This is a genomic window from Pseudomonas fluorescens, from assembly GCF_018614775.1.
GTDB lineage: Bacteria > Pseudomonadota > Gammaproteobacteria > Pseudomonadales > Pseudomonadaceae > Aquipseudomonas > Aquipseudomonas fluorescens_BY.
Window position 1 is genome coordinate 1 of record NZ_JAGGOF010000020.1, and the last position, 21,246, is coordinate 21,246.

The window sequence follows — 21,246 nt, forward strand, 5'->3', positions numbered from 1 at the left end:
CAGCAGAAGGCTGGCGGGCCATAAAGGCGAATTGGCGGTCGTCCATGATCGGGTCTCGTGCAGCGCAATTAAAGAGGTCATCCATGCCAAGGTCAGTCGGCAACAAGCCAGACACGACCTTGTCCCCAGGGCGGGTGAGATGTACGTCATCCCCCGCTCCGAGAGCAGTATCAAAATAGTGGCGCGATACTAGATAGCCATTATTCCGGCGTCAATTAAATAATGATGGAAATCGGTATACCCAAACCCAGGGGTCATCCGCACTTTTAGATATTTCCTATGCCGGCGCCCCACCCGCTAATCTCCAGGAAAACCATCACCACGCCCCAAGGGATCTCATGGACCGGACCACCTTCAAACCCCTCCTGCTCACCCTGGCCCTGATCAGCAGCGCCCCATTGGCCCAGGCCGCCACCACCCTGGTCTACTGCTCCGAGGCCAGCCCCGCCGGCTTCGACCCCAGCCAATACACCAGTGGCACCGACTTCGATGCTTCGGCTGAAACCGTCTTCAACCGCCTCACCCAATTCAAGCGCGGCGGCACCGAGGTCGAGCCCGGGCTGGCGCAAAGCTGGGACGTCTCCGCCGACGGCCTGGCCTACACCTTTCACCTGCGCGACGGCGTGAAATTCCACACCACCGACTACTTCACGCCCAGCCGCGACTTCAACGCCGACGACGTGTTGTTCACCTTCCAGCGCCTGCTCGACCCGCAACACCCGTTCCGCCAGGCCTACCCCACCGAGTCGCCGTACTTCACCGACATGGGCCTGAACACCACGATCAAGAGCGTCGAAAAACTCGACGACCACACCGTGCGTTTCAACCTGAACAACGTTGATGCGGCCTTCGTGCAGAACCTGGCGATGAGTTTTGCGTCGGTGCAGTCCGCCGAATACGCGGCCCAGTTGCTCAAGGAAGGCAAGGCCGGCGACCTCAACCAGAAGCCCGTCGGCACCGGGCCGTTCGTGTTCAAGCGCTACCAGAAGGACTCGCAGATTCGTTACGCCGCCAACACCGCGTACTGGAAACCCGAGGACGTGAAGCTCGACAACCTGATCTTCTCCATCACCCCCGACGCTGCCGTGCGCCTGCAAAAGCTCAAGAGAAATGAATGCCAGGTCAGCGGCTATCCGCGCCCGGCCGACATCGAGGTGATGGAGCAGGATCCGAACCTGCAGGTGCTCAAGCAGCCCGGTTTCAACCTGGGTTTCCTGGCCTACAACGTGACGCACCCGCCCCTGGACCAGCTCAAGGTTCGTCAGGCGCTGGACATGGCCATCGACAAGCCGGCGATCATCAAAGCCGTGTACCAGAGCGCCGGGCAACTGGCGCAGAACGCCTTGCCGCCGGCGCAATGGTCGTTCGACCCGAGCATCCAGGACGCCCCCCATGACGTGACCAAGGCCAAGGCGCTGCTCAAGGAAGCCGGGGTTGCGCCGGGTACTACCATCAATTTATGGGCGATGACGGTGCAGCGCGCCTCCAACCCCAACGCGCGAATGTCGGCGCAGATGATCCAGCAGGATTGGGCCAAAATCGGGATCAAGGCCAATATCGTCAGCTATGAATGGGGCGAGTACATCAAGCGTGCGAAAAACGGCGAACATGACGCAATGATCTACGGCTGGACCGGCGACAACGGCGACCCCGACAACTGGTTGGGCGTGTTGTACAGCTGCGCGGCGGTCAAGGGCAGCAACTACGCCAAGTGGTGCGACCCGGCCTATGACCGCCTGATCCAGCAGGCCAAGGCCTCGACCGACCGCCAGCAACGGATCGACCTGTACCGCCAGGCACAGAAGATTCTCAAGCAACAGGTGCCGATTACACCGATCGCCAACTCGACGGTCTTTCAGCCGATAAACAGGAAAGTGGTCGACTTCAAACTCAGCCCATTTGGGCTTACACCCTTCTACGGCGTGGGTTTGACGAAGTAACACCCGCGCCAAACCGGTGCGCCACGACCGCGTGGCGCACCGGCAAGGGGCGCAATTGGCGCCAAAAAAACGCTCGCAAACGGTCAACTGCGTCAGAAGTTATACGAATGCGACATTAAGGTACGTTCGTGCCACTGTTTCAGACCTGCGACCGCTCTGGATCTTGCATTGGGTATGGGGCCTGCATAAGTATCCGCAGGACGACTCACGAGGTCGCCCTCAAATCCAAAAATGACAACAAATCATGAGGCCAACATGCTTAAACAAGCGGTCATTCCGTTTTTAGTCAGTGCAGGCTTACTCGCCAGCGCACCTTTCGCTCAAGCCGCGACTAACCTGGTGTTCTGCTCCGAAGGGAGCCCAGCCGGTTTTGACCCTGGTCAGTACACCACCGGAACCGACTTCGACGCCTCTGCAGAAACCATGTTCAACCGCCTGACCCAGTTCGAACGCGGCGGCACCGCTGTGATTCCTGGCCTGGCGACCAAATGGGACATTTCCGAAGACGGCCTGACCTACACCTTCCACCTGCGTGAAGGCGTCAAGTTCCACACCACCTCCTACTTCAAGCCGAGCCGCGAATTCAACGCCGACGACGTGCTGTTCACCTTTAACCGGATGATCAACAAGGACGACCCGTTCCGTAAGGCGTACCCGACCGAATTCCCGTACTTCACCGACATGGGGATGGACACCAACATCACCCAGATCGATAAAGTCGACGACCACACCGTCAAGTTCACCCTCAAGGATGTCGACGCCGCGTTCATCCAGAACATGGCCATGAGCTTCGCCTCGATCCAGTCCGCCGAGTACGCGGCCCAGCTGCTCAAGGAAGGCAAGGCTTCGGACATCAACCAGAAGCCTGTCGGCACTGGCCCGTTCGTGTTCAAGAGCTACCAGAAAGACTCCAACATCCGCTACACCGGGAACAAGGACTACTGGAAGCCGGAAGACGTGAAGATCGACAACCTGATCTTCGCCATCACCACCGACCCGTCGGTGCGGATCCAGAAGCTGAAGAAAAACGAGTGCCAGGTCACCCTCTTCCCACGCCCCGCCGACCTCAAGGCGCTGAAGGACGACAAGGCGCTGAAGATGCCTGACCAGGCCGGCTTCAACCTCGGCTACATCGCCTACAACGTGATGGACAAGATCAAGGGCAGCAACGAGCCGAACGTGCTCGCCAACCTGAAGGTCCGCCAGGCGCTGGACATGGCGGTCAACAAGCCGCAGATCATCGACTCGGTCTACCAGGGCGCCGGCCAGCTGGCGGTCAACGCCATGCCGCCGACCCAGTGGTCCTACGACACCACCATCAAGGACGCCAAGTACGACCCTGAGAAAGCCAAGGAGCTGCTCAAGGAAGCCGGCGTCAAGGAAGGCACCAACATCACCCTGTGGGCGATGCCGGTCCAGCGTCCGTACAACCCGAACGCCAAGCTGATGGCTGAGATGCTGCAGTCCGACTGGAAGAAAATCGGCCTGAACGTCAACATCGTCAGCTACGAATGGGGCGAGTACATCAAGCGCTCCAAAGGCGGCGAGAACCAGGCGATGATCATCGGCTGGAGCGGTGACAACGGTGACCCGGACAACTGGCTCAACGTACTGTTCGGTTGCGACTCCCTGAGTGGCAACAACTTCTCCAAATGGTGCGACAAGAAATTCGACGGACTGGTCAAGGACGCCAAGCGCACCAGCGACCAGGCCAAGCGCACCGAACTGTACAAACAGGCGCAACACGTCCTCAAGGATGCTGTGCCAATGACACCTATCGCTCACTCGACGGTGTATCAACCCATGCGCGCCAACGTGCAGGACTTCAAGATCAGCCCATTTGGCTTGAACTCCTTCTACGGCGTCAGCGTCAGCAAGTAAAGATTGGCAACGGCGGCGTCCCTGACGGCGCCGTTGCTTTATCTGCCGGGACCGAGACCCAGGAAATCGCCTACATCCAAAAACACTGCGTACCACAGCAGTTGGTTTAGGACGTATCGCCTTTTCCCACAAGTCTTTCAGGCATTACGCATTTACTGACTGGCCCACGGCTCCTACCGTCGGGGCCTGGTCAACTTGCTGGGCCTGCGGCATTGATTGCATCGCAATGGAATGAGCTCAGTGCTCCGGACTGTCCCCGGAAGGACACCGGTTCACTGTTAAAACACCCCGAACGAGAGAGGGAGCGTTATGCGCCATACCCTGGTTTTATCCGCATTGCTGGCTGCAACATCGGTGGCCCACGCCGCCGACGGCAGCCTGGTGTTCTGTTCCGAAGGCAGCCCGGCCGGTTTTGACACCGCGCAATACACCACGGCCACCGACAACGATGCCGCCGAGCCGCTGTACAACCGTCTGGCCGAGTTTGAAAAAGGCGCGACCAATGTCGTACCCGGTCTTGCAACCCACTGGGATATTTCCGAAGACGGTCTGAAGTACACCTTTCACCTGCGCGAAGGCGTGAAATTTCATACCACCGGCTACTTCACACCGACCCGGGACTTCAACGCCGACGACGTGTTGTTCACCTTCAACCGCATGCTTGATCCGCAGCACCCGTTCCGCAAGGCCTACCCCACCGAGTTCCCGTACTTCAACGGCATGAGCCTGAACAAGAACATCGCCAAGGTCGAGAAAACCGGGCCGTTGACGGTGGTGATGACCCTCAACAGCGTGGACGCCGCGTTCATCCAGAACATCGCCATGAGCTTTGCCGCGATCCTGTCGGCCGAATACGCCGACCAACTGCTCAAGAGCGGCAAGCCGAGCGACATCAACCAGAAACCGATCGGCACCGGGCCGTTCGAGTTCAAGAGCTACCAGAAAGATTCCAACATCCGCTACGTTGCCAACAGCCAGTACTGGGCGCCGGAGCGGGTCAAGCTGAAGAACCTGATTTTCTCCATCAACACCGATGCGTCGGTTCGGGTGCAGAAGCTCAAGGCCAACGAATGCCAGGTCACCCTGCATCCGCGCCCCGCCGACGTGCCGGCCTTGAAGAACGACCCCAAGCTGAAACTGATCGAGAAGCCCGGCTTCAACCTCGGCTACATCGCCTACAACACCCGTCACAAGCCGTTCGACCAGGTCGAGGTGCGCCGTGCGCTGGACATGGCGGTGAACAAGCAAGGCATCCTCAATGCCGTGTACCAGGGCGCGGGGCAACTGGCGGTCAACGCCATGCCGCCGACCCAGTGGTCCTACGACGACACGATCAAGGACGCCGCCTACAACCCGGAAAAAGCCAAGGAATTGCTCAAGGCCGCCGGGGTCAAGGAAGGCACCGAAATCACTCTCTGGGCCATGCCCGTGCAGCGCCCGTACAACCCCAACGCCAAGCTGATGGCCGAGATGCTCCAGGCCGACTGGGCGAAAATCGGCCTGAAGGTCAAGATCGTCAGCTACGAATGGGGCGAGTACATCAAGCGCACCAAGAACGGTGAGCACGACATCAGCCTGATCGGCTGGACCGGCGACAACGGTGACCCGGACAACTGGCTGGGCACGCTGTACAGCTGCGACGCCATTGGCGGCAACAACTACTCCATGTGGTGCGACCAGGATTACGACAAGCTGATCAAGCAGGCCAAGGTCGTCACCGACCGCGACCAGCGCACCGCGCTCTACAAACAGGCCCAGCAGTTGCTCAAGCAGCAAGTGCCGATCACCCCCGTTGCCCACTCGACGGTCAACCAGCCGCTGAGTGCCAAAGTCGAAGGGTTCAAGGTCAGCCCCTTCGGTCGCAACGTGTTCTCGGGCGTCAGCCTGACCCCATAACCGATTAGCCATGCAGCGGGGCCCCTCCAGGGCCTCACGCAGTCGTCTTGCCTGAATTCGTCGATTCGACGCCATGCAAACGTTTGCGACGCATGAAAGAGCTGTAAACCAATAGCCGTATCACCGAAAAAGACCGGCATAAATAAAGAAAGAAAAAGGAGCTTCACCCATGAAACTGAGCAGCACCGCGTTACTGGCCCTGGCCATCAGCAGCGTTACCGCGACGGCTTATGCCGAACCTGCAAGTCAGACGTTCGTCCCTACCACTTTGGCTGACAGCAGCGCACAAAGCGAAGCTAAAGGTTTCATCGACGGGCAGAGCCTGGGGGGCACGACCCGCAACTGGTACGCCAACGAGCTGCGTCGCCGGAACGACCGGTTCAGCTACAAGCCAAACAGCGTGAAGAACGATCCTTCCGTGCCCCGAACGCCGATTTCCCGGCGGATCAACTGGGTGCAGGGCACCATCGTCAACTACACCTCCGGCTTCACCCAGGGCACCGTCGGGGTCAGTACAGAGGTAGCCGCCTACAACGCCATCGTGTTGGACCGTGATCGCAAGGATATTGCCGGTGGTTCGAACCGTACCTTGGCAGACTCCAACGGCGACGCCGTGGACCAATGGAGCAAACTGGGCTTGGCCAACGTCAAGTTCCGTGTCTCGAACACCACGTTGACCGCCGGACGTCAGAACTACAGTACCCCGATTGTCGACGTAATCGGTAACCGTCCATTGCCTTCCAGCTTTGAAGGCATCAGCCTGCACAGCGAAGAATTCAACAATCTGTCGTTCGACGTAGCCGGCTTCGACCGCGTTTCGCCACGTACCGAGCAGAGCCTGTCAAAATTCCGCACCGAGTATTCCGCTACCGGCGTGGAAACTGACAAAGTCTACCTGGCGGGTGTGAACTACCAGCCGTTCAAGAGCCTGAAAACCAGCCTGTACGGCGCCAATGTCGAAGACTTCTGGAACCAGTACTACTTCGGCGCCACCCATGAATTGGGTGATAGCCAAGTAGTCAGCCTGACCACGAGCCTGAATTACTACAAGACCGTCGATGAAGGCAAAAAGCTGATGGGGGACATCGATAACGATACCTATTCCCTGTCGTTCGGGCTGACACACCAAGCCCACAGCCTGACGTTCTCCTATCAGGAAGTGAACGGTGACGAGTACTTCGACTATCTGCATGAAACCAACGGCATCTACCTGGCCAACTCGCTGCTGTCGGACTTCAACAGCCCGAATGAGAAGTCGTTCCAGATCGCCTACGGCATCAACATGGCCGAATACGGCGTACCAGGTCTGAAGTTCAATATTTACCAAGCTCGCGGTTGGGGTATCGACGGTACTCATTACAAGGGTACGGCCTACACCAACGTAGACGATCCGCGCGGTAACCTTAGCCTGATGGACGGTGAAAGCCATTACGAATACGGCGTCGGCGCATCTTATGCCGTACAGAGCGGCCCGCTCAAGGCCACCGCGATTCGCGCTACCTACACCACCCACCGCGCCAGCGAACACCAGGCCGACGGTAACATCAACGAGTTCCGCCTGGTCACCACCATCCCGTTCAACATTCTCTAAACGCTGCACCGAACGGCTGACCCACAAGGTCGGCCGTTCGGTTTTTGCCATTAACCGATTGCAGAGGATTGACGATGAACATGATCCCCCTACGCGTAGCCATCGCCGCTGCGTTGCTGAGTGTCGCCGTTGGCGCCAGCGCCAAACCCCTGGTGGTTTGTACAGAAGCCAGCCCGGAAGGCTTCGACATGGTCCAGTACACGACTGCAGTCACTGCCGACGCCGTGGCAGAAACCATTTTCAACCGCCTGGCCGACTTCAAGCCCGGTACCACCGAAGTGATTCCGGCCCTGGCCGAATCCTGGGACATCAGCGACGACGGCCTGAGCTACACGTTCCACCTGCGCAAAGGCGTCAAGTTCCACACCACCGACTACTTCAAGCCGACCCGCGACATGAACGCCGACGATGTGGTCTGGAGCTTCCAGCGTCAGCTGGACCCGAATCACCCGTGGCACAAGCTGTCGAGCGTGGGCTTCCCCTACTTTGAAAGCATGGGCTTCAAAGAGCTGCTCAAAAGTGTCGAGAAAGTCGACGAGCACACGGTCAAGTTCACATTGACCCGCCGCGAAGCGCCGTTCCTGGCCGACATCGCCATGGCCTTCTCCTCGATCTACCCGGCCGAATACGCCGACCAATTGCTCAAGGCGAACAAGGCCGGCGACCTCAACAGCAAGCCGGTCGGCACCGGGCCGTTCGTCTTCCAGCGCTACAACAAGGACGCCCAGGTCCGCTTCAAGGCCAACCCGGATTACTTCCGTGGCAAGCCACCGGCCGATTCGCTGATCCTGGCCATCGCCACCGACAACAACGTGCGCATGCAGAAGCTCAAGGCCAATGAATGCCAGATCGCGCTGTATCCGAAACCGGACGACATCCCGAACGTCAAGAAAGACCCGAATCTGAAGGTCGCCGAACTGGATGCGATGACCGTGTCCTACGTCGCCATGAACACCAGCCACAAATACATGAGCGACGTGCGCGTGCGCCAGGCCATCGACCTGGCCTTCGACAAGGAAGCCTACGTCAATGCACTGTTCGGCAAGGGTAATGCCACCGTGGCGGTCAACCCGTACCCGCCGACACTGCTGGGCTTCAACCACGACTTGAAGAACCCACCCCGGGACCTGGACAAGGCCCGCCAGTTGCTCAAGGACGCCGGCGTACCGGAAGGCACCGTGTTCACCCTGTTCACCCGCAACGGCGGCGGCCCGACCAACCCCAACCCGATGCTCGGCGCGCAGATGATGCAGGCGGACCTGGCGAAGGTCGGGATCAAGGTCGACATCCGCGTGATGGAATGGGGCGAGATGCTCAAGCGCGCCAAAAACGGCGAGCACGACATGGTCTCCGCCGGATGGGCGGGCGATAACGGCGACCCGGACAACTTCCTGACGCCTATGCTCAGTTGCGAAGCGGCCAAGAACGGCGAAAACTACGCGCGCTGGTGCAACGAGAAATTCCAGGCGCTGATCGACCAGGCCCGCGCCACAGTGAACCCCGAGGAGCGCATCAAGCTCTATGAACAGGCACAGGTGATTTTCAACCAGGACCTGCCATGGATCAGCATGGCCCACACCCGCATGTTCACGGCAATGCGCAAGAACGTAGAGGGCTATGAGATTAGCCCGCTCACCACCAACAACTTTGCCACTACCCAGGTGAAGTAGATAAGAAAGCGTCCGGCATCCCTTGACCCAAGGGCTGTCGGACATGCCTAACCGGCTGATGAGGTACACCTGAAGATGTTTAGTTTTATTGCCCGCCGACTGGGATTATTGATCCCTACGTTCTTCGGCATCACCTTGCTGACCTTCGCGTTGATTCGCATGATCCCCGGCGACCCCGTGGAAGTGATGATGGGCGAACGTCGGGTCGATCCCGAAATGCATGCTCAGGCAATGGAACGCCTTGGCCTGAATAAACCGCTGTATGCCCAATACCTGGACTACATCGGCAAACTGGCCCACGGCGACCTCGGCGAATCGCTGCGTACCCGTGAAAGCGTATGGACCGAATTCAGCTCCCTGTTTCCCGCGACCCTGGAACTGTCCATGGCCGCCCTGTTGTTCGCCGGTATCCTGGGCCTGCTGGCCGGGGTGATCGCGGCACTCAAGCGAGGATCCCTGTTCGACCATGGGGTGATGGGCATCTCCCTGGCGGGTTATTCGATGCCGATCTTCTGGTGGGGCCTGATCCTGATCATGTTCTTTTCGGTGTCCCTGGGCTGGACCCCGGTGTCGGGGCGCATCGATTTGCTCTACGACATCGAGCCACGAACCGGCTTCATGCTGATCGACACGCTGCTGGCCGATGAGCCGGGCGCGTTCCTCGATGCCCTGCACCACCTGATCCTCCCGGCCATCGTGCTGGGCACCATTCCGCTGGCGGTGATCGCGCGCATGACCCGCTCCTCGATGCTCGAAGTGCTGCGCGAAGACTACATCCGCACCGCCAAGGCCAAGGGCCTGTCGCCTTCGCGGGTGGTGTTCGTGCATGGCCTGCGCAACGCGCTGATTCCGGTGCTGACCGTGGTCGGCCTGCAAGTCGGCACGCTGCTGGCCGGTGCGGTCCTGACCGAAACGATCTTCTCCTGGCCGGGCATCGGCAAGTGGCTGATCGAAGCCATCGGCGCCCGGGACTATCCTGTAGTGCAGAACGGCATCCTGTTAATCGCCTGCCTGGTGATTCTGGTCAACTTCGTCGTGGACATCCTCTACGGCTTTGCCAACCCACGCATCCGTCACCAGCGCTGAGATCAAAACCATGAGTACTCCAACTACCGCGGTAGCAGTCGATCAAAGCCTGCTCTACCCGTCCCCGTACAAAGAATTCTGGCAGGCGTTTTCCCGCAACAAGGGCGCCGTGGCCGGGTTGCTGTTCATGATCCTGGTGGTGTTCTGCGCGATTTTCGCACCCTGGGTGGCCCCCCACGACCCGAGCGAACAGTACCGCGACTTCCTGCTGACGCCGCCGGCCTGGCTGGAAGGCGGACAGATGCAATTTCTGCTCGGCACCGATGAACTGGGCCGCGACCTGCTGTCGCGCCTGATCCAGGGGTCGCGCCTGTCGCTGCTGATCGGCTTGTCGTCGGTGGTGATGTCGCTGATCCCGGGCATCCTGCTGGGGCTGTTCGCCGGGTTCTTCCCGCGCATCCTCGGCCCGACCATCATGCGCCTGATGGACATCATGCTGGCCCTGCCCTCGCTGCTGCTGGCCGTGGCAATCGTCGCCATCCTCGGCCCAGGCCTGATCAACACCGTGATCGCCATCGCCATCGTGTCGCTGCCGTCCTACGTGCGCCTGACCCGCGCCGCGGTCATGGGTGAACTGAACCGCGACTACGTGACCGCTGCCCGCCTGGCCGGTGCCGGCCTGCCGCGCCTGATGTTCATCACCGTGCTGCCCAACTGCATGGCGCCGCTGATCGTCCAGGCGACCCTGAGCTTTTCCTCGGCGATCCTCGATGCCGCCGCCCTGGGCTTCCTCGGCCTCGGCGTCCAGCCGCCTACCCCGGAGTGGGGCACCATGCTCGCCTCGGCCCGCGACTACATCGAACGTGCCTGGTGGGTCGTGAGCCTGCCTGGCTTGACCATTTTGCTCAGCGTGCTGGCAATCAACCTGATGGGCGACGGGCTGCGCGATGCGCTGGACCCGAAACTCAAGAATGCCGCCTGAGGAGATTCCCATGTCACTGTTAGAAATCAAGAATCTCAACGTCCGCTTTGGCGACGCCACCGCCGTGCCGGTGGTCGACGGCCTGGACCTGAGCGTGGAAAAAGGCGAAGTACTGGCGATCGTCGGCGAATCGGGCTCGGGTAAATCCGTGACCATGATGGCGCTGATGGGCCTGATCGAGCACCCCGGCATCGTCACCGCCGATGCGCTGAACTTCGACGGCAAGAACATGCTCAAGCTGAGCAACCGCCAGCGTCGGCAGATCGTCGGCAAAGACCTGGCGATGGTCTTCCAGGACCCGATGACCGCCCTGAACCCCAGCTACACCGTAGGCTTCCAGATCGAAGAAGTGCTGCGCCTGCACCTGAAGATGTCCGGCAAGGCCGCTCGCAAGCGCGCCATCGAACTGCTGGAGAAAGTCGAGATCCCGGGCGCCGCCAGCCGCATGGACGCCTACCCGCATCAATTGTCCGGCGGCATGAGCCAGCGCGTGGCGATTGCCATGGCGATTGCCGGCGAGCCGAAGCTGCTGATCGCCGACGAACCGACCACCGCCCTGGACGTGACCATCCAGGCGCAGATCATGGACCTGCTGCTGGCCCTGCAAAAAGAGCAGGACATGGGCCTGGTGCTGATCACCCACGACCTCGCCGTGGTGGCCGAAACCGCCCAGCGCGTCTGCGTGATGTACGCCGGCCAAGCCGTGGAAGTGGGCCAGGTTCCGCAGCTGTTCGACATCCCGGCCCACCCGTACAGCGAAGCGCTGCTGGCGGCAATTCCCGAGCACAGCATGGGCGCCGAGCGCCTGGCGACGCTGCCGGGCATCGTTCCCGGTCGCTACGACCGACCGCAAGGCTGCCTGCTGTCGCCGCGCTGTCCGTACGTGCGGGACAACTGCCGTCAACAACGCCCTGCCCTTGACCCGAAAACCGCCAGCCTCGCCCGCTGCTTCTACCCGCTGAACCAGGAGGTGGCGTGATGGCCGTCGTACTTACCGCCCGTGACCTGACCCGTCATTACGAAGTGTCCCGTGGCATGTTCAAGGGCAATGCGACCGTACGCGCCCTCAACGGTGTGTCGTTCGAGCTCGAGGCCGGCAAGACCCTGGCCGTGGTGGGCGAATCCGGTTGCGGCAAATCCACCCTCGCCCGGGCCCTGACGCTGATCGAGGAGCCGTCCTCCGGCTCCCTGAAAATCGCCGGGCAGGAAGTGGCCGGTGCCAACAAGGCCGAACGCAAGCAACTGCGCAAAGACGTGCAGATGGTCTTCCAGAGCCCCTACGCGTCGCTGAACCCACGACAGAAAGTCGGCGACCAATTGGCCGAGCCGCTGCTCATCAACACCAACCTGTCGGCGACCGAGCGGCGGGAAAAAGTCCAGGCAATGATGAAGCAGGTGGGTTTGCGCCCCGAGCATTACCAGCGCTACCCGCATATGTTCTCTGGCGGCCAGCGCCAGCGCATCGCCCTGGCGCGCGCCATGATGTTGCAACCCAAGGTGCTGGTGGCGGACGAACCGACGTCGGCTCTGGACGTGTCGATCCAGGCCCAGGTGCTGAACCTGTTCATGGACCTGCAGCAGGAATTCAACACCGCCTACGTGTTCATCTCCCACAACCTGGCGGTGGTGCAACACGTCGCCGATGACGTGATGGTGATGTACCTCGGCCGCCCGGTGGAAATGGGCCCCAACGAGAACATCTACAGCCGCCCGCTGCACCCGTACACCCAGGCGCTGCTGTCCGCCACGCCGACCATCCACCCGGACCCGAACAAGCCGAAGATCAAGATCGTCGGCGAACTGCCCAACCCGCTCAACCCACCGTCCGGCTGCGCCTTCCACAAACGCTGCCCGTACGCGACCGAGCGTTGCAAGACCGAAGAGCCAGCCTTGCGTCCACTGGATAATCGGCTGGTGGCGTGCCACTACGCCGAGCAGTTCCTCGACGGCGCGGCGTAATACCCGCTAAACCGTGGCGACGGAGCTTGCTCCCTCGCCACGAGCTTTTCTTTGTTTGATTGTTCCCGCGCTCAACGTGGGAATAATCAAAACCTACTAATCTTTGCGGAAGGGAAATTGCCTGCGCATGCCCCGGCCCCAAGGCGAGGCACCGGTGAGCCTGCCTTCGCCTTTTATCCAGATAGTTGCCCCATCGACGCTGACTTCAAAGCTGAACTGGATCGCCGCGTACCATTGCTGGAGGTCAGGGGAACTGAAGTCCACTTGCTCCTGGGTAATGGTTCCGCCCTGCCAATCCATGGTCCGCTCGCCAGCGATCTCGTAATAGGCCCCAGCACCTTCCACTGAAGGAAACCGATAGACTTTCTGCACCTGATCACGCTCAGGAAGGTAAAAGGTCAGGTGCCTTTCAAGACCATCGAGCGCCACCCAGCCGGCCTGAATCACAAAATCCTCACTGTCCGCGTCAGCCATCAACGTCAGCATTGTCGAATCAAATGCGACGTCTCCCACCCAGCCCTGCAGATAGCCTGTCGCCTTGACAGATGGATCGATGGTTTTCATTTTGCTCTCCCGCCTCGGATGATCAGCCAGTAGACGACTCTCTCTTTGACTTATAAAAGCGGGTGCCGCGATCGTCTACTGTCAGGCCTGACAGGTCACCGTCGCTGGCTGCTCGACAACGGCAGAAGCATGTCACTGCACTAAAAACGTGGCGAGGGAGCTTGCTCCCGCTGGGTTGCGAAGCGGCCCCTTTTTGGGAACTGCTATGCAGTCCGGCGGGAGCAAGCTCCCTCGCCACAATTTTTTCTGAGCGGTAAAGGCTACGTCTGGCTATCGCCTTCTTCGTCGCCCTCATCCCCGTCGTCGGTGTCCGGATGGTCGATCGTCGAATCGTCATCGTCCTGGTCGCCCGGCTCTTCAGTCGCGGCCAACATCATCGCGCCCTGCACCACCTGCCCGCTCGACGCGTGTTGTTCATGCTCGGTGCACTCTGCCCAAGCCGCTGACGAACCGAGGGATAACATCACCAAGACCTTTAGCAAAAACATCATGCGTAGCAGCTTGTTCATTGCCGATTTCCTTCTTTCTGAGTGAAACACGGACGGGCCTTCCAACAGCGCCGGTTCTCAGATAGGACGCTACAAACCCCATAGAAATGCCATGGTCGACAGATTGGTTTTGAATAAGGGTTATTTCCAATGTTATGCACCGCCCCTGTGGGAGCGAGCCTGCTCGCGATGACGGCGGCACATCCAACAGAGAGAGTGACTGCCCCACCGCTATCGCGAGCAGGCTCGCTCCCACAGGGATTTACGCGGCCGGTGCATCGAGTGACAACAAATAAACCCGCTGCCTGGTGTCCGGAGAGTTTGCACACTCGGGAAGTCCATTTCAGAATTCCCCTTGCCGCACCTCGCGCTTATAGCTTTCTCTTATACGGTTCAGCTCAGTTGTTATACCTATCTTCCTTTGAAAGGCATTTTCTGGGTCAATCCACTTATTGTTGTGATTAACCCTACCTCCACGTCGTTCAAACGCCCGTTCGGCGCGGGCAAGATCTCCCTCAGCTAATTCTAAAGCCCCCCGAAGCCTTTCAACTCGCGGATCAGAGTTCATCAGGTTGTCTACTGCTGTTTTTCTTGCAGCAGCGGCGTCTAACTCTCGTTGTTTGGCCGCCTGTTTTGCCAAAATTTTTTGGTCCCTGGCGATCATATTTGCGTTATGTTTTTTGGCCAGTTCAACGATTTTTTCTTGCGTAAACCCGTTTCCTCGGGGGAAGCGGCCCGCACGTTCAAAGGTATCGTTGACAGATGTCCTTGCATAAATTTTGAACTGGGTCGTGGAGGACTTCACTCGGGCATATTGACCAACGTTCTGCATCACCGGACTCTTCCGTCCAGCAAGATTAGCTATACCCTTGAAGAGCGACATCCAGGAATGCCCAGACGGATCCGTCCTGTTAACCGGGTCGCCCGCACAATACGCATAGGCATTAATACCCCCGTCGCCAAACGGGCTTCGGTTGTCCGGGCTATTAAAGCGCATCAGCACCGTATTAAAAGCACGGTAACCATTGCCCAACAAATAGAAACCGCTGTTTCTATCGGGACGCTCTCCATTAAAACCCAATACCCGCTGCGTGGATTTTTCGACAGGGCTGTGGCCGAACGGGGTGTACGCCGTCGTTTCAGGCGCTGCCTCGTTCGCCCTTAGGTTGAGAAGGGGCGAGCGTTTGTCATCATGGGCGATCAACAGGGTTTCCTGGGCGCCCTCGTTCGTGGTCTGTTGGGCGAGGACAGCGCTTTCGGCTTCAAATACCGTACGTTCGGTATCGCCCGCTAGTTCAGTAGCGACACGGTCGCCGCGGTAAAATATCTGGACGCGCGTATCGTCCGAATTTTTGGTGTGTGTATGCCGATCAAGCGGGTCATAGCTATAGATAACCTGAACACGTTCTTCTTTTGAAGACATGGCGATCACCGCAACATGGAGACGTGCCGGGATATATAGCTTAGTTGGCTGCCTTCAGCCACTAGCAGAACTGTTAGGTTCTGCACGGAATCCACTGAAGTTCTGACACCCATAAAAATGCATCGCCACCCATGCCAGAGTTGCCCAATAGCAAAAAGGCAGCACGCATCTTGTTGCGGATGACTGGGCTAAAACAACTTTTTCGCCCCCACAAAAAACCCGCGGCTTTCGCAGCGGGTTTTCGGTTTGACACTTGATGCTTAGTGATGCTCCCGCGTCGCGCGGAATTTCACGTCCGGCCAGCGCTCTTCCATCAGCGCCAGGTTGACCCGGGTCGGCGCCAGGTAGGTCAGGTGGCCGCCGCCGTCCAGGGCGAGGTTTTCCACGGCCTTGTTGGAGAACTCTTCGAGCTTCTTCTTATCACTGCACTCGATCCAGCGGGCGGAATAGACGGTGATCGGTTCGTAGGAGCACTCGACCTTGTATTCCTCCTTCAAACGGCTGGCGACGACGTCGAACTGCAGCACACCGACCGCGCCGAGGATGATGTCGTTGCTGCGCTCCGGGAAGAACACCTGGGTGGCGCCCTCTTCGGCCAGTTGCTGCAAGCCCTGGCGCAGTTGCTTGGACTTGAGCGGGTCTTTCAGGCGCACGCGGCGGAACAGTTCCGGGGCGAAGTGCGGAATGCCGGTGAAGCCCAGGGCTTCGCCTTCGGTGAAGGTGTCGCCGATCTGGATGGTGCCGTGGTTGTGCAGGCCGATGATATCGCCGGCGAAGGCTTCTTCCAGTTGCTCACGTTCCGAGGAGAAGAAGGTCAAGGCGTCGCCGATGCGCACGTCCTTGCCGGTGCGCACGTGGCGCATCTTCATGCCTTTTTCGTATTTGCCGGAGCAGATGCGCATGAACGCGATGCGGTCGCGGTGCTTGGGGTCCATGTTTGCCTGGATCTTGAACACGAAGCCGGCGAACTTCTCTTCCACCGGCTCGACGGTGCGTTCGTTGGCGACTCGCGGCAGCGGGCGCGGGGCCCAATCGACCACGGCATCGAGCACATGGTCGACACCGAAGTTGCCCAGGGCGGTCCCGAAGAACACCGGGGTCAACTGGCCGTCGAGGAACTCCTGCTGGTTGAACTCATGGCAGGCGCCCTGCACCAGTTCCAGTTGTTCGACGAAGCGGTCGTACTCGTCGCCCAGGTGCGCGCGGGCTTCGTCCGAATCGAGCTTTTCGATGATCTTGGTTTCGGTGCGCTCATGCCCGTGGCCGGCGGTGTAGACGATGATGTAGTCGTCCGCCAGGTGGTACACGCCCTTGAAGTCGCGGTAGCAGCCAATCGGCCAGGTGATCGGCGCGGCCTTGATCTTCAGGACCGCTTCGATCTCGTCGAGCAGTTCGATCGGGTCGCGGATGTCACGGTCGAGTTTGTTGATGAAGCTGACAATCGGCGTATCCCGCAGACGGCAGACGTCCATCAGCGCGATGGTCCGTGGCTCGACGCCCTTGCCGCCGTCGAGGACCATCAGCGCCGAGTCCACCGCGGTCAGGGTGCGGTAGGTGTCTTCGGAGAAATCTTCGTGGCCCGGGGTGTCGAGCAGATTGATCATGTGATCACGATACGGGAATTGCATGACCGACGTGGTAATGGAAATACCCCGTTGTTTTTCCATTTCCATCCAGTCGGAGGTGGCATGGCGGTCGGACTTGCGTGACTTCACCGTGCCGGCGACCGCAATCGCCTTGCCCATCAGCAACAGCTTTTCAGTGATGGTGGTCTTACCGGCATCGGGGTGGGAAATAATGGCGAAAGTGCGGCGTTTCGCGACTTCGGCGGCCTGTTTGGTCATGGGAAATCGCCTGGCAGGTGATTCAAAAAAGGGCGGCGATTATAGCTCAAGTTGTGCCAGGAACCGAACCGTTGAGCACATCCGGGGTGGCCTGATCTTCCCCGACCGGGGAACCTTTTGCCGCACGCAGACGTCCACCCCCCTGCTGCGGCTATGCGTCAGGGCCTGAAAAATCAGCAAGTTAGCCTGACGAGGCTGCGCTCATGGCTCCCATTAGCTGCCGCTGGCCGACATCGAAAAGAGCTGCTTCTCGCGAACGTTTTCCCGGCATCCAATGAAGGTTCGCCGCCCGGGCAAGCGTGCGCCGACTGAAAGACAAAGGAGTCCGCCTGTGGCTATCCGCTATGGCAAAGGGCTGATGGGAGGTGCGGTCGTCGTCGCCCTCCTGGCCCTGCTGGTCCACTGGATCGGTATCGATACCATCGAGCATTACCGCGACGATCTGCTGTTCTACCTGCAAGCCCACCTGATGCTGGTGCTGGCTTCGATGCTGGCGGCCCTGATCGTCGGCATCCCGGCCGGTATCGCCCTGAGCCGCCCCGGCATGGTCGGGCGCGCCGAACGCTTCATGCAAGTGTTCAACATCGGCAACACCGTGCCGCCCCTGGCCGTGCTGGCCATCGCCCTGGGCGTGCTGGGCATCGGCGGCGGGCCGGCGATCTTCGCCTTGTTCCTCGCCTCGCTGCTGCCCATCGTGCGCAACACCTATGAAGGGCTGAAGAATGTCCAGGGTTCTCTCAAGGAAGCCGCCGTCGGCATCGGCATGACCCCGCGCCAGGTGCTGTTCAAAGTCGAGTTGCCCAACGCCGTGCCCATCATCATCGGTGGCGTACGCGTGGCCCTGGCGATCAACGTCGGCACCGCCCCACTGGCGTTCCTGATCGGAGCCAACAGCCTGGGCAGCCTGATTTTCCCCGGCATTGCCTTGAACAACCAGCCGCAACTGTTGCTCGGCGCGGCCTGCACCGCGCTGCTGGCGTTGCTGCTCGACGGCCTGGTGACACTGGCCAGCCGCCTCTGGCTGGAACGCGGTCTGCGACCGTCATGAAGCGGGCTGGATAAAGGAAATCGTTATGAAGAAGTTGAGCTTGATACTGGGCTGCGTCCTGCTGGTCGCCGGGTTCGCCCAAGCGGCGGAAAAACCGCTGATCCGCCTCGGCGCCCGGGTATTCACCGAGCAGACACTGCTGGCGGAAATCACCGCGCAATACCTGCGCAGCAAGGGTTACGACGCGCAGATCACCGGCGGCCTGGGCAGCAACCTGGCCCGCAGCGCCCATGAAACCGGGCAGTTGGATCTGCTCTGGGAATACACCGGCGTGTCGCTGGTGGCCTATAACCACGTCACGGAGAAACTCGACAGCGCGCAGTCCTACGCCCGAGTGAAAGCACTCGACGCGAAAAAAGGCCTGGTCTGGCTGGCGCCGTCGAAGTTCAGCAACACCTATGCCCTGGCGCTGCCAGAGAAAGTCGCGCGCGAGTACCCGCAGATCAACAACATCAGCCAGTTGAACACCGTGTTGCAGGCTGAGGCCAAGGACAACCACCTGGTGGCCCTCGACACCGAGTTCGCCAACCGCTCCGACGGCCTGGCCGGCATGGTCAAGCAGTACGGCATGAACCTGACCCGCCAGAACATCCGGCAGATGGATGCCGGGCTGGTCTACACCGCCCTGCGCAACGGCCAGGTGTTCGCCGGCCTGGTGTACACCACCGACGGCCGGCTGAACGCGTTCAAGCTGAAGTTGCTGGAAGACGACAAGCATTACTTCCCCGACTACACCGCCGCGCCGGTGGTGCGCCAGGCGTTTCTCGATGCGCATCCGCAACTGGCCGAACAACTCAAGCCCCTGGCCGCGCTGTTCGACGACGCAACCATGCGCCAACTCAACGCCCGGGTCGATGTCGACCACGAAAGCCCTTCCACCGTGGCCGCCGATTTCCTGCGCCAACACCCCATCCACTGAGGAGGAAAAGCCATGGAATTGTTGAACGCCTTTTCCCATCTCGACTGGCAGCAAGTGATGCACCTGACCTGGCAGCACGTCACGCTGGTCGGCATCGCCGTCACCCTGGCGATTCTCGTCGGCGTGCCGCTGGGTATTTTCATGACGCGCTTTCCAGCGCTCGCCGGGCCGTTGCAGGCCAGCGCGACGGTGTTGCTGACGATCCCGTCGATTGCCCTGTTCGGCCTGTTGTTGCCGTTCTATTCGAAATTCGGCCAGGGCCTGGGGCCGATGCCGGCGATCACTGCCGTGTTCCTGTATTCCCTGTTGCCGATCATACGCAACACCTACCTGGCCCTCACCGGCGTCGAACCCGGCATCCGTGAAGCGGCCCGCGGCATCGGCATGACCTTCGGCCAGCGCCTGCGCATGGTCGAACTGCCCATCGCCGTGCCGGTGATCCTGGCCGGCGTGCGCACCGCCGTGGTCATGAACATCGGTGTCATGACCATCGCCGCCACCATCGGCGCCGGCGGTCTTGGCGTGCTCATCCTCGCTTCCATCAGCCGCAGCGACATGTCGATGCTGATCGTCGGCGCCGTGCTGGTCAGCCTCCTGGCCATCTTCGCCGACCTGCTTCTGCAATGGCTGCAACGCTCGCTGACTCCAAAAGGACTTCTCAAATGATCGAACTTCAAAACCTCAGCAAAACCTTCAAGAGCAACGGCAAGGATGTAAAGGCCGTGGACTCGGTGAACCTGACCGTCAACGAAGGCGAGATCTGCGTGTTCCTCGGGCCGTCGGGCTGTGGCAAGAGCACCACGCTGAAGATGATCAACCGGCTGATCAAACCGACCTCGGGCAAGATCCTGATCAACGGCGAAGACACCACCGACCTCGACGAAGTGACCTTGCGCCGCAACATCGGCTACGTGATCCAGCAGATCGGTCTGTTCCCCAACATGACGATCGAGGAAAACATCGTCGTGGTGCCCAAGCTGCTCGGCTGGGACAAGCAGAAATGCCACGACCGCGCCCGCGAGCTGATGAGCATGATCAAGCTCGAACCCAAGCAGTACCTGCATCGCTACCCGCGGGAACTGTCGGGCGGCCAGCAGCAGCGGATCGGCGTGATCCGCGCGTTGGCGGCCGATGCGCCGCTGTTGCTGATGGACGAACCGTTCGGCGCAGTCGATCCGATCAACCGCGAGATGATCCAGAACGAGTTCTTCGAGATGCAACGGGCCCTGAACAAGACCGTGATCATGGTCAGCCACGACATCGACGAAGCCATCAAGCTGGGCGACAAGATTGCGATCTTCCGCGCCGGCAAGCTGGTCCAGTGCGATCACCCGGACACGCTGCTGGCGCACCCGGCCGATGAGTTCGTCAGCAACTTCGTCGGCCAGGACAGCACGCTCAAGCGGCTGTTGCTGGTCAAGGCCGAGGACGCGGCGGACAACGCGCCTTCGGTCAGCCCGCAAACACCGGTGGTCGAGGCGCTGGAGCTGATGGACGAACATGACCGTCGCTATGTGGTAGTCACCTGTGCCGAGAATAAGGCGCTGGGCTACGTCCGCCGTCGTGACCTGCTCCGCCAGACCGGCGTCTGCGCCCAGTTCTTGCGCGAGTTCAACGCCACGGCGGCCTATGACGAGCACTTGCGGATCCTGCTGTCGCGCATGTACGAGTTCAACCGCTCGTGGCTGCCGGTGATGGATGCCGAACGGGTGTTCCTCGGCGAGGTGACCCAGGAGTCGATCGCCGAATACCTGAGCTCCGGCAAGTCCCGTGGGGGCAAGACCAGCATCGTTTCGCCGGCCGAGACAGCGCAGGCCTGAGCGCCCCACAAACCCTGCCTGATGGTTCCCACGCTCCGCGTGGGAACCCCTCAACGGACGCTCCGCGTTCGGCTTTGGGGACGCAGAGCGTCCCGGGCTGCGTGCCCACGCAGAGCGTGGGAACGATCAGCAAACACCCCGATTATTCATCCAGCGGGAACATCACTCTGTCACACAGGTCGGTTACATCAGGAG

Annotated in this window: 17 protein-coding genes; 13 read left to right on the forward strand and 4 right to left on the reverse strand. The window is 60.2% G+C overall.

Annotated elements, in window-relative coordinates; all coding sequences use genetic code 11:
• Positions 1–338: 338 nt before the first annotated feature.
• The 9 genes from J7E36_RS05705 (at position 339) to J7E36_RS05745 (ending at position 12,945) form a co-directional block, all read left to right on the forward strand.
• Positions 339–1,940, forward strand: coding sequence for an ABC transporter substrate-binding protein (locus J7E36_RS05705; protein WP_215000732.1), 1,602 nt, complete (start codon positions 339–341; stop codon positions 1,938–1,940).
• Positions 1,941–2,195: 255 nt separating this feature from the next.
• Positions 2,196–3,821 carry an ABC transporter substrate-binding protein gene (locus J7E36_RS05710; RefSeq protein WP_215000734.1) on the forward strand — a complete coding sequence of 542 codons (1,626 nt, stop codon included), beginning with the start codon at positions 2,196–2,198 and terminating at the stop codon, positions 3,819–3,821.
• Between the two features lie 309 nt (positions 3,822–4,130).
• On the forward strand, positions 4,131–5,717 hold the full coding sequence (locus J7E36_RS05715) for an ABC transporter substrate-binding protein (protein ID WP_215000737.1): 1,587 nt from the start codon (positions 4,131–4,133) through the stop codon (positions 5,715–5,717).
• 169 nt (positions 5,718–5,886) lie between these two features.
• A complete protein-coding gene (locus J7E36_RS05720) occupies positions 5,887–7,308 on the forward strand; it encodes an OprD family porin (protein ID WP_215000740.1) in 1,422 nt (473 codons plus the stop codon).
• Between the two features lie 74 nt (positions 7,309–7,382).
• Positions 7,383–8,978, forward strand: a complete 1,596-nt coding sequence (locus tag J7E36_RS05725) for an ABC transporter substrate-binding protein (protein ID WP_215000743.1) — start codon at positions 7,383–7,385, stop codon at positions 8,976–8,978.
• A gap of 75 nt (positions 8,979–9,053) precedes the next feature.
• The gene (locus tag J7E36_RS05730; protein ID WP_215000746.1) at positions 9,054–10,064 is read left to right on the forward strand and encodes an ABC transporter permease subunit; all 1,011 of its coding nucleotides are present in this window, start codon (positions 9,054–9,056) and stop codon (positions 10,062–10,064) included.
• Positions 10,065–10,074: 10 nt separating this feature from the next.
• The gene (locus J7E36_RS05735; RefSeq protein ID WP_215000749.1) at positions 10,075–10,986 is read left to right on the forward strand and encodes an ABC transporter permease subunit; all 912 of its coding nucleotides are present in this window, start codon (positions 10,075–10,077) and stop codon (positions 10,984–10,986) included.
• A 10-nt stretch (positions 10,987–10,996) separates the two neighbouring features.
• A complete protein-coding gene (locus J7E36_RS05740; RefSeq protein WP_215000752.1) occupies positions 10,997–11,965 on the forward strand; it encodes an ABC transporter ATP-binding protein in 969 nt (322 codons plus the stop codon).
• Complete coding sequence (locus J7E36_RS05745) at positions 11,965–12,945, forward strand: peptide ABC transporter ATP-binding protein (RefSeq protein WP_215000755.1); 981 nt, start codon at positions 11,965–11,967, stop codon at positions 12,943–12,945. Before J7E36_RS05740 ends, J7E36_RS05745 begins: the two co-directional genes overlap by 1 nt.
• 96 nt (positions 12,946–13,041) lie before the next feature.
• Here J7E36_RS05745 and J7E36_RS05750 read toward each other — a convergent pair whose 3' ends face one another.
• The 4 genes from J7E36_RS05750 to J7E36_RS05765 form a co-directional block, all read right to left on the reverse strand.
• Positions 13,042–13,509 (reverse strand): hypothetical protein, encoded by a 468-nt coding sequence (locus J7E36_RS05750; RefSeq protein WP_215000758.1) that lies wholly within the window; start codon positions 13,507–13,509, stop codon positions 13,042–13,044.
• 260 nt (positions 13,510–13,769) lie between these two features.
• Positions 13,770–14,018 carry a hypothetical protein gene (locus J7E36_RS05755; protein ID WP_215000761.1) on the reverse strand — a complete coding sequence of 83 codons (249 nt, stop codon included), beginning with the start codon at positions 14,016–14,018 and terminating at the stop codon, positions 13,770–13,772.
• A gap of 322 nt (positions 14,019–14,340) precedes the next feature.
• On the reverse strand, positions 14,341–15,420 hold the full coding sequence (locus J7E36_RS05760) for an RHS repeat-associated core domain-containing protein (protein WP_215000764.1): 1,080 nt from the start codon (positions 15,418–15,420) through the stop codon (positions 14,341–14,343).
• Positions 15,421–15,680: 260 nt separating this feature from the next.
• Positions 15,681–17,264 (reverse strand): peptide chain release factor 3, encoded by a 1,584-nt coding sequence (locus J7E36_RS05765; protein WP_215000767.1) that lies wholly within the window; start codon positions 17,262–17,264, stop codon positions 15,681–15,683.
• A 358-nt stretch (positions 17,265–17,622) separates the two neighbouring features.
• On the opposite strand from J7E36_RS05765, the gene J7E36_RS05770 reads away from it, so the two are divergent.
• The 4 genes from J7E36_RS05770 to J7E36_RS05785 are packed head-to-tail and all read left to right on the forward strand — an operon-like array spanning position 17,623 to position 21,051.
• Positions 17,623–18,312, forward strand: a complete 690-nt coding sequence (locus J7E36_RS05770; protein ID WP_215000811.1) for an ABC transporter permease — start codon at positions 17,623–17,625, stop codon at positions 18,310–18,312.
• Positions 18,313–18,337: 25 nt separating this feature from the next.
• A complete protein-coding gene (locus J7E36_RS05775) occupies positions 18,338–19,231 on the forward strand; it encodes a glycine betaine ABC transporter substrate-binding protein (RefSeq protein ID WP_215000769.1) in 894 nt (297 codons plus the stop codon).
• 12 nt (positions 19,232–19,243) lie between these two features.
• On the forward strand, positions 19,244–19,897 hold the full coding sequence (locus J7E36_RS05780; RefSeq protein ID WP_215000772.1) for an ABC transporter permease: 654 nt from the start codon (positions 19,244–19,246) through the stop codon (positions 19,895–19,897).
• Positions 19,894–21,051 carry an osmoprotectant ABC transporter ATP-binding protein OsmV gene (locus J7E36_RS05785; RefSeq protein WP_215000775.1) on the forward strand — a complete coding sequence of 386 codons (1,158 nt, stop codon included), beginning with the start codon at positions 19,894–19,896 and terminating at the stop codon, positions 21,049–21,051. The genes J7E36_RS05780 and J7E36_RS05785 overlap by 4 nt, the downstream gene beginning before the upstream one ends.
• Positions 21,052–21,246 lie beyond the last annotated feature (195 nt).

Bases quoted from the DNA above. Each gene is read 5' to 3' on its own strand.
- J7E36_RS05705 (WP_215000732.1), top strand. From the start codon at position 339: ATGGACCGGACCACCTTCAAACCCCTCCTGCTCACCCTGGCCCTGATC.
- J7E36_RS05710 (WP_215000734.1), top strand. From the start codon at position 2,196: ATGCTTAAACAAGCGGTCATTCCGTTTTTAGTCAGTGCAGGCTTACTC.
- J7E36_RS05715 (WP_215000737.1), top strand. From the start codon at position 4,131: ATGCGCCATACCCTGGTTTTATCCGCATTGCTGGCTGCAACATCGGTG.
- J7E36_RS05720 (WP_215000740.1), top strand. From the start codon at position 5,887: ATGAAACTGAGCAGCACCGCGTTACTGGCCCTGGCCATCAGCAGCGTT.
- J7E36_RS05725 (WP_215000743.1), top strand. From the start codon at position 7,383: ATGAACATGATCCCCCTACGCGTAGCCATCGCCGCTGCGTTGCTGAGT.
- J7E36_RS05730 (WP_215000746.1), top strand. From the start codon at position 9,054: ATGTTTAGTTTTATTGCCCGCCGACTGGGATTATTGATCCCTACGTTC.
- J7E36_RS05735 (WP_215000749.1), top strand. From the start codon at position 10,075: ATGAGTACTCCAACTACCGCGGTAGCAGTCGATCAAAGCCTGCTCTAC.
- J7E36_RS05740 (WP_215000752.1), top strand. From the start codon at position 10,997: ATGTCACTGTTAGAAATCAAGAATCTCAACGTCCGCTTTGGCGACGCC.
- J7E36_RS05745 (WP_215000755.1), top strand. From the start codon at position 11,965: ATGGCCGTCGTACTTACCGCCCGTGACCTGACCCGTCATTACGAAGTG.
- J7E36_RS05750 (WP_215000758.1), bottom strand. From the start codon at position 13,509: ATGAAAACCATCGATCCATCTGTCAAGGCGACAGGCTATCTGCAGGGC.
- J7E36_RS05755 (WP_215000761.1), bottom strand. From the start codon at position 14,018: ATGAACAAGCTGCTACGCATGATGTTTTTGCTAAAGGTCTTGGTGATG.
- J7E36_RS05760 (WP_215000764.1), bottom strand. From the start codon at position 15,420: ATGTCTTCAAAAGAAGAACGTGTTCAGGTTATCTATAGCTATGACCCG.
- J7E36_RS05765 (WP_215000767.1), bottom strand. From the start codon at position 17,264: ATGACCAAACAGGCCGCCGAAGTCGCGAAACGCCGCACTTTCGCCATT.
- J7E36_RS05770 (WP_215000811.1), top strand. From the start codon at position 17,623: ATGGGAGGTGCGGTCGTCGTCGCCCTCCTGGCCCTGCTGGTCCACTGG.
- J7E36_RS05775 (WP_215000769.1), top strand. From the start codon at position 18,338: ATGAAGAAGTTGAGCTTGATACTGGGCTGCGTCCTGCTGGTCGCCGGG.
- J7E36_RS05780 (WP_215000772.1), top strand. From the start codon at position 19,244: ATGGAATTGTTGAACGCCTTTTCCCATCTCGACTGGCAGCAAGTGATG.
- J7E36_RS05785 (WP_215000775.1), top strand. From the start codon at position 19,894: ATGATCGAACTTCAAAACCTCAGCAAAACCTTCAAGAGCAACGGCAAG.